This window comes from Sphingobacterium sp. GQ94 (assembly GCF_059758715.1).
Map to the genome: position 1 here is coordinate 1 of NZ_JCAXEC010000030.1, position 12,983 is coordinate 12,983.

The 12,983-nt window shown below is 35.4% G+C and carries 13 protein-coding genes; 10 read left to right on the forward strand and 3 right to left on the reverse strand.

All coding sequences use genetic code 11. From position 1 onward, the window contains the following. Positions 1-487: 487 nt before the first annotated feature. Together AC6CHH_RS16245 and AC6CHH_RS16250 are read left to right on the forward strand one after the other, a co-directional pair. Complete coding sequence (locus AC6CHH_RS16245; protein ID WP_498284764.1) at positions 488-1,360, forward strand: sigma-70 family RNA polymerase sigma factor; 873 nt, start codon at positions 488-490, stop codon at positions 1,358-1,360. Positions 1,361-1,423: 63 nt separating this feature from the next. Then, positions 1,424-1,729, forward strand: coding sequence for a hypothetical protein (locus AC6CHH_RS16250; protein WP_498284765.1), 306 nt, complete (start codon positions 1,424-1,426; stop codon positions 1,727-1,729). 146 nt (positions 1,730-1,875) lie between these two features. On the opposite strand, the gene AC6CHH_RS16255 is transcribed toward AC6CHH_RS16250, so the two are convergent. The 3 genes from AC6CHH_RS16255 to AC6CHH_RS16265 all read right to left on the reverse strand — a co-directional run bounded on the left by AC6CHH_RS16255 (position 1,876) and on the right by AC6CHH_RS16265 (position 3,777). Next, positions 1,876-2,472, reverse strand: a complete 597-nt coding sequence (locus tag AC6CHH_RS16255; protein WP_498284766.1) for an NAD(P)H-dependent oxidoreductase — start codon at positions 2,470-2,472, stop codon at positions 1,876-1,878. A 115-nt stretch (positions 2,473-2,587) separates the two neighbouring features. Next, the gene (locus AC6CHH_RS16260; protein WP_498284767.1) at positions 2,588-2,938 is read right to left on the reverse strand and encodes a bleomycin resistance protein; all 351 of its coding nucleotides are present in this window, start codon (positions 2,936-2,938) and stop codon (positions 2,588-2,590) included. A gap of 251 nt (positions 2,939-3,189) precedes the next feature. Next, positions 3,190-3,777, reverse strand: a complete 588-nt coding sequence (locus AC6CHH_RS16265) for a thermonuclease family protein (protein WP_498284768.1) — start codon at positions 3,775-3,777, stop codon at positions 3,190-3,192. 243 nt (positions 3,778-4,020) lie between these two features. Here AC6CHH_RS16265 and AC6CHH_RS16270 point away from each other — a divergent pair, with 243 nt between their 5' ends. The 8 genes from AC6CHH_RS16270 (at position 4,021) to AC6CHH_RS16305 (ending at position 12,506) form a co-directional block, all read left to right on the forward strand. Beyond that, positions 4,021-4,344: an ArsR/SmtB family transcription factor gene (locus AC6CHH_RS16270; protein WP_498284769.1), complete on the forward strand. Its 324-nt coding sequence runs from the start codon at positions 4,021-4,023 to the stop codon at positions 4,342-4,344. A gap of 4 nt (positions 4,345-4,348) precedes the next feature. Further along, positions 4,349-4,837, forward strand: coding sequence for an SRPBCC domain-containing protein (locus tag AC6CHH_RS16275; protein ID WP_498284770.1), 489 nt, complete (start codon positions 4,349-4,351; stop codon positions 4,835-4,837). Then, positions 4,821-5,207 (forward strand): DoxX family protein, encoded by a 387-nt coding sequence (locus tag AC6CHH_RS16280; protein WP_498284771.1) that lies wholly within the window; start codon positions 4,821-4,823, stop codon positions 5,205-5,207. The genes AC6CHH_RS16275 and AC6CHH_RS16280 overlap by 17 nt, the downstream gene beginning before the upstream one ends. Then, the gene (locus tag AC6CHH_RS16285; RefSeq protein WP_498284772.1) at positions 5,204-5,785 is read left to right on the forward strand and encodes a YdeI/OmpD-associated family protein; all 582 of its coding nucleotides are present in this window, start codon (positions 5,204-5,206) and stop codon (positions 5,783-5,785) included. Before AC6CHH_RS16280 ends, AC6CHH_RS16285 begins: the two co-directional genes overlap by 4 nt. Before the next feature lie 200 nt (positions 5,786-5,985). Next, the gene (locus tag AC6CHH_RS16290) at positions 5,986-6,585 is read left to right on the forward strand and encodes a TetR/AcrR family transcriptional regulator (RefSeq protein WP_498284773.1); all 600 of its coding nucleotides are present in this window, start codon (positions 5,986-5,988) and stop codon (positions 6,583-6,585) included. Between the two features lie 77 nt (positions 6,586-6,662). Further along, the gene (locus AC6CHH_RS16295) at positions 6,663-7,859 is read left to right on the forward strand and encodes an efflux RND transporter periplasmic adaptor subunit (RefSeq protein WP_498284774.1); all 1,197 of its coding nucleotides are present in this window, start codon (positions 6,663-6,665) and stop codon (positions 7,857-7,859) included. Between the two features lie 18 nt (positions 7,860-7,877). Further along, entirely contained in the window at positions 7,878-11,060 is a 3,183-nt protein-coding gene (locus AC6CHH_RS16300) for an efflux RND transporter permease subunit (RefSeq protein WP_498284775.1), read from the forward strand. Between the two features lie 21 nt (positions 11,061-11,081). Next, entirely contained in the window at positions 11,082-12,506 is a 1,425-nt protein-coding gene (locus tag AC6CHH_RS16305; RefSeq protein WP_498284776.1) for a TolC family protein, read from the forward strand. The last annotated feature ends 477 nt before the right edge of the window (positions 12,507-12,983 follow it).

A 12,983-nucleotide genomic window follows, 5' to 3' on the forward strand; every position in this document is an offset into this window, starting at 1 on the left:
TTGTTCTATTGGTGAAGCATCTCCTGAGACCATTCGTGAGTACATACTCAATCAGGGGTAGTCGATTACATCCCACAGGCTAAAGACCTCTGGGTTTTACGCTCTATTTTATAAATGCAGTCAACATTTTGCTACGCCAATGTGGTGGTTTCAATCGCCTTTTGGATTTAAAAAGTATATTGATGAGGTGTTACAGTTGATCATGGTACCTTACCTGGGTATTTTTTCAATGAAGTCAGCGCAGATCAAGGCGCATTATTTGGTTTTCATCGAATGAATGCGTTTGCCTCATTAGAAAAGTTAGATTCCTTTCATTTTCATGGTGTAGAGAAAAGTGCAGATGTTGATCGAGACATAAAATTATATCACAAATACCTAGAAAATGTATTCGGTTTAGTAACCCATAGTTCAAAAAACAAATCGAATTTTCGATGATTAAATCTTAAATTACCACACGAATTAAAAAAGACCATTTAATTTTTAATTAATGACAAATTGGGTTAGTTTAAGAAAAATATTAATTCCATATGCTTACAATATTCTTGGAAGCTTAGAGGATAGCAAAGACGTTATACAAAATGTATTCATCAAATTCAATCAAAAAAACGACATTTCGAATGAAAAAGCGTATTTGATTAAGGCGGTCATCAATGAATCCATTAACTATAGGAAAAACAAGCGTCATTTATTACAAAAGAAGATTTGGTTGCCTGAACCGATTGTTACCAATGCAGGAGAAAAGAGATTAGAGCAAAGGGATATATTGCAATATTCAATGTTAGTGCTTCTGGAAACATTACACATTAAGGAAAGGGCTGTATTTTTATTAAGAGAGGTTTTTGAGTATAGCCATACTGAAATATCTGATGCATTAGGCATCACTGAAGAAAATTCGAGGAAGTTATTAAGTCGGGCTAAATTAAAATTAAAAAACAGAAAGCAAACTGCCCCTAAAGCAAATAAAGTAAATCTCAATTTTCTCACAAAATACATCTATACTATTCGAGAGGGAGACGTACTTACTTTGGAGAATCTATTATCTCAGGAAATTCAGGTGTTAGCCGATGGAGGAGAGAACTTAAAAGTGGTAGCCGATGGAGGAGAGAACTTAAAAGTGGTAGCCGAATTTACCTCTGGAATATCTAAAACGGTGGAATTAATTCTGTCTGTTTATAACAATTATCAAAAAGATTTTAAAATCATTATTGGGGAGGTGAATCATCAATCAGCCTTGTATTTCTTTCAAGATTCAACACTAATCAATTGTCAGATTTTTGAGGTTGATGAACATCAAAAAATCACTCAGATATTCTCTGTCGTAGATCCCCTGAAATTAAAAAATCTAACTATTTTAAATTAATTGTCACATTTAATCCAATCGTATTGTCTTACTAGTATCAATTACATTTAAAAAAACAAAAAAATGATTTCAGTTAAAGTAACCTACAGCGTAAAAAAGGAATACGCTCAGACAAACAAGCAAAAGATAGCAACATTTCTAAATGACTTTCAAAAATTGGATTCTTCTCAATTCAACTACACCATTTTTCAAAAAGAAGATGGTTCAAGCTTCCTACATCTTTCTCAATACGAAAATGCACAAATTCAGCAGGAACTATTACAAGTACCTTCCTTTATAGCTTTTCAAAAGTCAAGGGATGAGCATATAGAAGTGCAACCTACCATCGAAATATTAGATTTTATAGGTTCACCAAAACAGGTGTTTTAAGTTCGAAAAAAGCAGTATCAAATGGTACTGCTTTAAAAATAATTTACAGGAAAAAAAAACTAAATAGTTGATTTTAAAAGACATAGAATTACCTTGAACTTTTACAAGCGGTTAGACTAGATCTATTCAAGGGTGTAATGCATAAACTAGCCGCAATACTGCATTATTTTTGTTTTTAATTCCTCAATGAGTTTTGCATGCGTTAATATTGTTTCCTCAAGCTGCAATGTACCTCCTAAAATGAACATTTCTCTGTGTTCAAACCTCTTCCCAAGCCTATCCTCTAAAAGTATTGTTCGCATACTTTGTCCTATTCCAAGTAAATTTAACTCATCAGTTGAATAACCAGAGGTACAAATTACAATACCATACTTTACAACTTTCATTTTTTTTAAATACTTACTATCTCCATAAGCATAACCAAGCGAGAAAACTCGATCAAACCATCCCTTGAGTTTCGCTGGGCAATCGCTCCACCAAACTGGGTAAAGAAAAATAATGCAGTCTGCATTTTCTATCTTTTGGTGTTCTAATAATACATCTTCAGAAATCGGCAATGTGGTGTTTCCAAGACCTTCCCTTTCGTATTCCTGTTCAGTCATATCGCATTGAAAATTCATAGAATACAAATCGGAAACCTCAACTTTCCAACGCTGATCCGCAAACATCCGTTTCAGTCTATCCAACAATTGAAAGGTGTAGGATTTATTACTGGGATGAGCATAGACAATTAAAATATTCATTGTAAATTTCAATTTATTGTTGATTCTCCAATACCTTACTTCTTAAGTGACGGCATCATGAGTCATTCTTTGTTTAATCAATTAACTCTTCGCTTGAGTCTTAGGTTCTGGAATTCTATATATTTTGTCCAAAAGTGAGTAGATTACCATCCGGATCCAGTAAAGAAAACTCCCGTTGTCCCCATGGCTTGTTCTGCAAATGACCATGAGGGTGGATGGTAATTTTATTATCAAGCAGCCATTGATAAAACGTATTTATTTCTTGAATTCTAATGTAAACTTGTCCATAGTTTTCTAATGGATTAAGTTCCTTAAATTCAAAAAAATGGATTTCAAGATTGTCTTTTTCAAACAATAAATAATCGCCATAGTCACCAAGTTCTTTGAAATTTAAACTATTTAAATAAAAGTCCTTTGTTAATGCCTTCTCACGCATTGGCAATTTTGGTATAATCTTTACAAACATATTCGTCCAACTACTATTTAAAAAATAAAAAATCGGTTTACAAATCAAAATAACTAATTTATGTTATTAGAAATAAATAAACTAGAAAATAGCATCAAATTATTCAGCAAAATAGCTCCGGGAGTATCCTTGATACTTAACGATTTGCAAGACTAGAAACCGGGAATATGTATGGAGAGTGACTTGAAAAGGAAATCAGGTTGATAAAATTAGGTAGTTTAACTAAGTATTAATTTTGATCTACAAAAAGATCATCGAATAATAACTTGTTCAGTCCATAAACCAAGCTTTTCTTCCCTAGCTTGTTTTTGAAATTTAATAAACAAATCAACATATTTAACATTAGGTGGGAATGTGCTAACAACAGCGTATCCTTGCTCGACGAGTTTAGCATTTAAAAACGTGCCGTCCTTCAAAAAGATATAAGCCAGGTGTCTGTTATATTTATCTTTTTTTTGAATATCCCATTCCAACCTTACACATTTTTTTTCTGTTAACTTTTTAACATACTCCTTTGCCTGTTGAGCATAGAATCCCTTTTGCTTAAACCTAGTATTCGATGTTTCAGGAGCATCCACACCAATAAACCTAACCTTGAATTGCTCAATTCCATTATCTACCCAAAAAGTATCTCCATCTATTACCCTAGTGACAAGCACATATCCATCATTTCTTTGAATTGTATCTTGAACCGCAGTTTCAGATTCAACCGCACCAAAATAGTGTTCATAGGCATAAACACTATCAACGCTTGTCGCGAGAAAAATAGATAGACGGAAGATAAGAACAAACATTTTTGAGCTCAATTGACTAAATTTATTGTTAAAGATCATTTTCATTCCGGCGAAGTTAAGTGGAATATTTATCAAAAAATTATATATACTTGAGTTTCTCACCGATGAGCTATAAACTATTTTATTTCTGATTGATTAGTTGGACTACTAAAAAGAATTGAAATAATTTATTACCCTCTCCTACTCATTTACCAAACTCCATATCTCAAGATAACTGGTGTCAAAAATTATTAAAAAATTTGCGTAGTTAAATAACTACACTTATATTTGTAGCCAAATAGCTACATGATGAAAACAAGAAGAGATGCATTTCAAGCCATAGCGGACCCAACAAGAAGAGCTATACTATTATTAATTGCCACCCAATCAATGACCGCAGGTGCAATAGCTTCAAATTTCCAAACAGCTAGGCCAACAGTATCCAAACATCTACAAATATTAACCGAGTGTGAACTTCTCAAGCAAGAACAAATAGGGAGGGAAATTTATTACCATATAAACGCATCACAATTGCAAGAAATTGCAGAATTTTTGGAACCGTTTCGCAAAATGTGGGATGAAAAATTCAACACATTAGAAAGCATAATGAAAGCGTTTCAAAATAAAAAATAAAATCATGGAACAAAAAACAAAATTAATTGCTCAGCAAGGTAAGCAGGAAATTATCATTATCAGGGATTTTGAATTACCTTTAAATCTACTTTTTAAAGCCTATGTTGATTCTGAACTTGTTGAGCAATGGATGGGAACAAAAGTTATTAAGTTGGAAAATAAAATGCATGGTAGTTTTCAATTTGAAACAACTGATCCAATGGGAAATAAACATGGCTTTAACGGAACCATACACGAATTTCTTGAAAATCAGAAAATAACCAGAACTTTTCAAATGGAGGGGGCTCCCCTGCCCGTCCAGTTGGAATTCTTAACTTTTGAAGAAACCTCTGAGCAAACCAGCAAGCTTACTATGCATATCATTTACAAATCAATAGCCGATCGCGACTATATGCTCAAATTACCCTTTGCTAAAGGAATTAATATGGCTCATAACAGAATAGAAAACCTATTAAGTGAATTAAAATTTACAGAAAATGTCAAAAAGAAATAGAATAATCTATTGGGTAGCCACCATTTGGCTTTCCTTAGGCATGTTATCAACTGGAATCGTACAAATTGTAACCATGGATGAAGAAGTCTTACGGATGAAAGAATTAGGATATCCCCTGATTTTCCTATATATCTTGGGTACCTGGAAGATATTGGGAGTCATCGCCGTACTTATCCCTAAATTCCCTATTGTAAAAGAATGGGCATATGCTGGTTTTTTCTTTCTAACCACTGGTGCCATTATTTCGCATATTGCCTCCTGGAGTGCCGGATCAGAATATTTTGGTCCAATTTTATTATTAATTTTAACCTGCATTTCTTATTGGTTTAGACCCGATGGAAGGAAAGTAACTAACAGCATTGGATTATGAATGGAATGAACCCTAAGGCGGACTGGTTTTTTGAAAAAGAATCAAAATGGAAAACCGAATACACTACATTGAGAACCTTAGTACTAGAATGTGGAATAAACGAAGAAATAAAATGGGGCGTCCCATGTTACACCTATTCAAAAGCTAATATTGTATTAATACATGGATTTAAAGAATATTGCGCCTTGTTATTGCCTAAGGGTGTTTTACTGAAAAATAAGGAAAACCTTTTAATTCAACAAACCGAAAACGTTCAATCAGCAAGACAAATTCGCTTTAAAAACTTAGAAGATATTATCAAAAACAGAAATTTGTTAAAAACCTATATTTTTGAAGCTATTGAAGTGGAAAAAGCCGGCTTGAAAGTAACATTTAAAACAATAACCGACATTCCAATAGAATTTCAGCAGACACTCGATCAGAATAAAGACCTAGAAGTAGCCTTTAAGCAGCTGACTCCAGGCAGACAAAGAGCATATCTTTTTTACTTCAGCCAGGCAAAACAATCAAAAACTCGTCAAGCTAGAATTGAGAAATACACTAAAACTATTTTAAGCGGTAAAGGTATCGATGATTAGGGCTACCCTTTTATAAAACACTCAGTCCTAGCACTATTGAATCTTGATGGACAAACGAGTAAAATTATTACCACTTTTATAATTAGACTATTACCTTAAATATTTTAAGAAAAAAAATTAATGACTTTAAGATGTTATAAAGTAAAAGAAAAAAAATCGACTTTTGTTTAACACTATTAAATCATTTATGCTAGTAAAGCATGGGAAGTAAAGAACGTATTCAGCGTCTAAAGGACGAAAACAGAAGCAATATCCTCGAGGCCTCTCTTCAAATTGTAAAACAAGAAGGTTGGCAAGCATTAAGTATGCGTAAAATTGCGGATATAATTGAATATACTGCTCCTATGATTTATGAATATTTCCCTAGCAAAGATGCAATACTTGTTGAGTTGACCACTCAGGGATTCCGATTATTGACACAAAAAGTAAAACTAGCAAAATCAGAACAGGCTGACCTAGAAAATCAATTGGAAGCCATGTGGTTCAGCTATTGGGATTTTGCATTTCAAGAACGCGAACTGTACCAATTAATGTTCGGTGTAGGTACGCCCTGCTGCGGATATAAATCGAATGAGAAATGGGGTGAAACTCACGGAAAAATCATTAGTGATGTCATACGTGAAATCATGATTGAAAAGCAGCCCTCAGATGAATTAATTTGCAGGAAATACTTTACGTTCTGGTCAATTATTCATGGATTAATTTCGATCAATCTGGTAAATCAAGGAAACGGAGATATCACAAATCAACAGGTACTCAAAGACGCTATTCATGGTATCACAAGAACGTTAACAGATTAAATTTTTTTGCTCAAAAATAAACATTGTTAAGCAATTTAACAGTGTTAAATAAACAATAACTCAATCTTCAACACACAATGAAAAATTATCTATTTCCAGATTCTCTTAAGAAACATCGGTTAGTATTTAACGCTGTTAAACAACTTAACTATAGTAAACTAATGCTTTTTATCCCTGTTTTATTTCTATACAGTTGCACTACAGGAACAAGTAAACCCGTCGATCAAGCTCCATCAAACCTGCCCGTTATAACCATAGATAGTGGCGACGAAACGGTTTATCAAGAATACCCAGCAAGTATTGAAGCTTCAGCAAACATTGAAATACGTCCTCAAGTTCAGGGAATCTTGGAGCGTATCTATGTCGACGAGGGAGCGAAGGTAACGAAAGGACAAGCTCTTTTCAAAATTAACGATCAACCCTTCCAAGAGCAACTCAACCAAGCTAAAGCGAATTTGTTATCCGCCCAAGCAGCACTCGAGAACGCCGATTTAGAGGTAGAGAAAAAAACAAAGTTAGTGCAGAATAAAGTTTTGACTGACTTCCAGCTGAAAACAGCTCAAAGCGCTCAAAATGCGGCAAAAGCAAATGTACAATTAGCAGTTTCTGCGGTTCAAGCCGCTAAGATTAACCTAGGTTATACCCTAATTCGGGCAACAAGCGATGGATACATAGGTCGGTTACAAAAAAAACAAGGAAGTTTAGTTAATCCAACAGATGTAGAACCTCTCACGTCCTTATCTAATGTAAAAGAACTTCACGTTTACTTTTCGCTTGGAGAAAATGACTTTATCGCGTTTAAAAACAACACTTCTGGTCAAAATTTACAAGAAAAGTTAGCAAATCTCGATCCCATAAGTCTGGTATTATCTGACCAAAGTATTTACGATTACCTAGGTAAAATTGACATGGTCGATGGTCAGTTTGATAAAAATACCGGATCTATAACGCTTCGTGCTACATTTAAAAACCCCGAAGGCATATTGCGTAATGGCAACACAGGTCGGGTAAGACTGCAAAAAAAATACGACAAAACATTTTTAGTGCCTCAATTAGCCACGCTAGAAATACAAGACAAGATTTTCGTCTATACAGTTAACAAAGAGAATAAGGTTGTCCAACAGCCCATCGAAATTATTGGCAAGAGTGGAGCAAACTATTTGGTGAACAAGGGCATCAAACAAGGAGATCGTATTGTTTATAAAGGAATTGATCTTTTGCAAGATGGTCAACAAATAACTCCTCAAAAACTCGAAACAGATAGCATCAACTAATCAAACACACTAAAGATAATGTTTAAAAAATTTATAGAAAGACCTGTACTTGCAACGGTAATTTCAATACTGCTTGTGATTTTAGGGGTTATTGGCATATTGAAACTGCCATTACAACAATTCCCTGATATAGCTCCGCCAGCCGTCCAAGTAACCGCTCTTTACCCCGGAGCAAATGCTCAGACCGTATTGCGAGCGGTAGCACCTTCACTGGAAGAGTCTATCAACGGCGTAGAGAATATGAGTTACATGAGCTCAACCGCCAGCAATGATGGTTCACTTATGATAACCGTCTATTTTAAATTGGGAACAGATCCGGATCAAGCGGCTGTAAATGTTCAGAATCGAGTTGCCCAAGCAACCAGCCAATTACCTGCAGAAGTTGTTCAAGCCGGTATCACAACAGCAAAACAACAAAACAGCTTAATCATGGTATTGGATCTATATACTGAGGATGAAAGCAAATATGATCAGACCTTTATTAGCAACTATGCTCAGATAAATATCATTCCCGAACTCAAACGGATTACGGGGGTTGGTCAAGCGGTTGCATTTGGAGGGAGTAAAGATTATTCAATGCGTGTTTGGCTTAAACCAAACCAGATGGCAACCTATAAGCTAACCCCTGAGGAGATCATGGCCGCTATTCAAGACAAAAATATAGAAGCTGCTCCAGGTAAATTTGGCGAAAGTAGTAAGGAAGCTTTTGAATTCGTGATTAAATACAAAGGAAAACTCAACCAAGCCAGTGAATATGAAAATATAATCATTCGGGCAAACGCTGATGGATCAATGTTAAGACTTAAAGATGTAGCGCGAGTAGAGTTGGGATCTTACACCTATGCTAGCCATACACGCATCGATGGTAAGGCTGGACTTAATATTGGTGTTATGCAATTGGCTGGATCCAATGCAAATGAGATTCAAATTGAAATCCAGAAATTTATGGAAAAGGCTTCTGCTAACTTTCCAAAAGGTGTAAAATATCTGGTTCTTTACAATACTAAAGATGCATTAGATCAATCAATTGATCAGGTGAAACAGACTTTGATAGAAGCATTTATTCTTGTTTTCTTAGTTGTTTTTATATTCCTCCAAGACTTCAGATCTACCCTAATACCTGCAATAGCCGTTCCTGTTGCAATTATTGGAACATTTTTCTTTATGCAGCTTTTCGGATTCTCAATCAATCTATTAACCTTATTTGCCCTTGTCTTAGCAATTGGCATTGTGGTAGATGATGCTATAGTAGTTGTGGAAGCGGTACATGCTAAGATGGAAAACGAGCATCTATCACCTAAGGTAGCGACAACTTCCGCAATGAGTGAAATTACAGGAGCCATTATTTCCATTACCTTAGTAATGTCAGCGGTATTTATTCCCATTGGGTTTATGGAAGGGTCTACCGGTGTGTTTTATCGACAATTTGCCTTCACTCTGGCGATTGCTATCGTTATCTCTGCTGTAAATGCTTTAACATTAAGCCCTGCATTATGTGCCCTTTTTCTTAAACCAATTCATACCCATAATTCCAATGGTAAAAAGCTCAATTTTAAGGAACGATTCTTCACAGGATTCAATGTTGGGTTTGAACGTTTAAGTAAAAATTATTTGGGGAGTTTACGCTTCCTATTTCGTCACAAATGGGTCGGATTTAGTGCTCTTGGTGTTATTTTATTAGTCACCTTCATCATGATTCGAAAAACACCAACCGGTTTCATTCCATCTGAAGATCAAGGTTTTGTGGCGGTATCTCTTTCTATGCCAGCAGGCGCATCATTGGATCGGACCTCGAGTGCACTAGCAGAAGCTGAACAGCAATTACAGCATGCTGAATTTACTAAGACTTTAAATATCCTTGCCGGTTTTAATATTTTAACGCAATCTACGAGTCCATCAGCAGGGGTCGCCTTTATCCTACTTAAACCCTATAAACAAAGGGGAAAAATTAAGGACATAGATGGTATAATGGCTAATATCAACCAAAAATTATCCAAAGTAAAGGGTGCCAATTTTTTCGTTTTCACCTTTCCAACAGTACCGGGATTTAGCAACGTAGATGGTCTAGATATGGTTCTACAGGATCGAACGGGCGGCGAGTTAGATAAATTCAGTACGGTTGGACAACATTTTATTGGGGAATTAATGAAACGTCCTGAAATCCTTATGGCCTTTTCAACTTTCAAGGCAGATTATCCGCAATATGAACTTCAAGTAGATGACATTAAAGCTGAGCAGCTCGGAGTGAGTACTAAAAGCATCTTGAATACGATGCAAGCTTATTTTGGTAGTGCGCAGGCCTCAGATTTCAATCGATTCGGAAAGTATTATCGGGTGATGATCCAAGCCGACGTTAAAGACCGAAGTGATCCCTCCTCTATGGATGGAATTTTTGTCAAAAATCGTTCTGGAGATATGGTCCCGATAAACACTTTAGTAAAACTCCATCGGGTATATGGACCAGAAACGGCCTCAAGATATAATCTATTTAATTCAATAGGAATCAATGCTATCCCCAAGCCGGGGTACAGTACCGGGGACGCAATTAAAGCCGTGGAAGAGGTGTCAAAAGCGCAATTATCAAAAGGCTATACTTATGAATTTTCAGGTATGACAAAAGAAGAGATTGTCTCAGGAGGTCAGTCTACCCTGATCTTTATTTTGTGTTTAATCTTCGTGTACTTTCTGTTGGCTGCGCAGTATGAGAGCTACATTATCCCATTAGCCGTAATTCTTTCCATCCCAACAGGAATATTTGGCGTATTTGCAGCAATTGGCTTAACAGATATTTCCAATAATATTTATGTACAAGTAGCCTTGGTCATGCTTATAGGGCTTTTGGCTAAGAACGCAATTTTAATAGTAGAATTTGCCATACATGGCCGCAAACGAGGTTTAACTATAGTAAATGCGGCACTGGAAGCAGCCAAATTACGTTTAAGACCTATCATCATGACGTCACTTGCCTTTATCGTAGGTATGATTCCTATGATGACTGCAATTGGTCCATCTGCTCAAGGAAATCATTCCATTAGCATAGCCGCTGCCGGAGGAATGTTATCTGGAGTAGCACTTGGTTTATTTATCATACCTGTACTCTTTATCTTTTTTCAGAATATTCATGAGAGATTAAGTTCGAAGAGAATTGAGGACCAGGTTTTAGCAAGCACCAATAGTGAAAAATCACCTATAAATGCTTAAACCTACTTTAAAATCATAAAAATGAAACTCAAAAAAATCATACCCTTTACCCTCATCATACCGCTATTGTTTGATTCCTGCAACACTGGGAAGTTAAATCATAACAAAAATTTTGCGCCAAACCTAACCAATAAATACAGGGATCAGGGAGTCGTAGAACAGAATAGTAATGTGGCGACAATCCATTGGCGAGATTTCTTTCAAGATCCTATCTTAAAGAATCTCATTGATACCGCATTAAATCATAATATGGACATGCAATTGGCCATAAAAAATATTGAATCATCTGAATTAATGCTTAAACAAGCTAAAGCTAATCAATTGCCTAGTTTGCAAATGAACTTAAATGCTAATAGCACTAATCCTTCTCAAAATAGTGTCAATGGATTAAACCTTGGTCAAGTCCTAGGGCAAAATCACGTTGAAGATTACACCGCCTCCCTGAGCTTATCTTGGGAAGCAGATATATGGGGAAAAATTAAAAGTCAAAAAACAGTTGCTTTGGTTTCCTATTTACAAACCCAAGAAGCCAAAAAAGCTATACAAACGCGGCTAGTATCACAAATTGCTCAAGGTTATTACCAATTACTGATGCTCCACGAGCTTCATGAAATCGCACAAACTAATTTAAATTTAAGCGATAGTACATTGCGAATTGTTAAACTACAATACGAAGTCGGTGATATAAATTTACTTGCATTGGAGCAATTCCAGGCGCAAAGATTGGCAGCAGCTTCGCTGATTCCAGATTTCGAAAGACAAATTCACTTGCAGCAAAACGCAATACAAATCCTAAGCGGAAAATTACCTAAAGAAATTGAGACGAACGCAGAACTCTCTGATCTTAAAATGCCCAAAGAAATTGCAACAGGAATACCCGCAGATCTATTAAGTCTTAGACCTGATGTAAAACAAGCAGAACTCGCTATTACCAGCGCTCAGGCATATCAACATTATGCTAAAACAAAAATGTATCCCTCATTAATTATCACTGCAGAAGCAGGGGTTAATGCATTTAAAGCCAGTAACTGGTTTAACATACCGGCATCACTTTTTGGAGCAATTGCAGGCAGTTTAACACAACCTATTTTTCAGCGAAAAGCATTAAAAACTCAGTATGAACAGGCTCGTATTGAACAAGAAAAAAACATAATTCAATTTAAACAAAAAGTCATTACAGCCGTAGCTGAAGTCTCGGACGCATTGATATCCATTGAAAAATTAAAAGAAAAACAAAAGATAACCCAGCAAAGAACTAGTCGATTAAAAGAAGCAATAAATCATGCGAATTTACTTTTTGAAACAGGAATGGCAACCTATTTAGAGGTTATCACTGCGCAGAGTAATCTTTTACAAAGTGAATTGGAACTCGCGCAGGTTAAAAAAGCAGAATTAGCCTCAGTAGTAGATCTATACCGATCTTTAGGCGGAGGTTGGTCGAATTGATGGACCACTTAAAAATGTAACGAAAATAAAACTAACATGCCAATGTTAGATAGATAGCCTTACTCAAGTTTAAAACAAAGTAACTAGTTCCCTACACTTTATAGGTATATGGGACTAGTTATTTTCAAAACTTAATGATTTTGTTTGTGATTTCTCCCCCTCAAGGAGCTCTAAGGTTAAAGAAGACTATTTACTGCAGTATGACAATAGCATACCCTATCAGGTATAAATAATGCCAAAACCAATTAATTATACTCTATCGGGTATAGTATACCTCTCTAAACGTATTAGAATAACCGTATTTCAATTATTTGAATTTAATTGCAAATAATTGAGTTAAAAAACACTTATCACCGTGTTTTATCCTAAAAAAACCAAAAAAAATAATTAAACGACTAATTATAATGGCAATTTTTAAATTCTAGGGATAGAAAATTTAAAAATTGCCATTTTATTTAACATTAAATCATAACAATG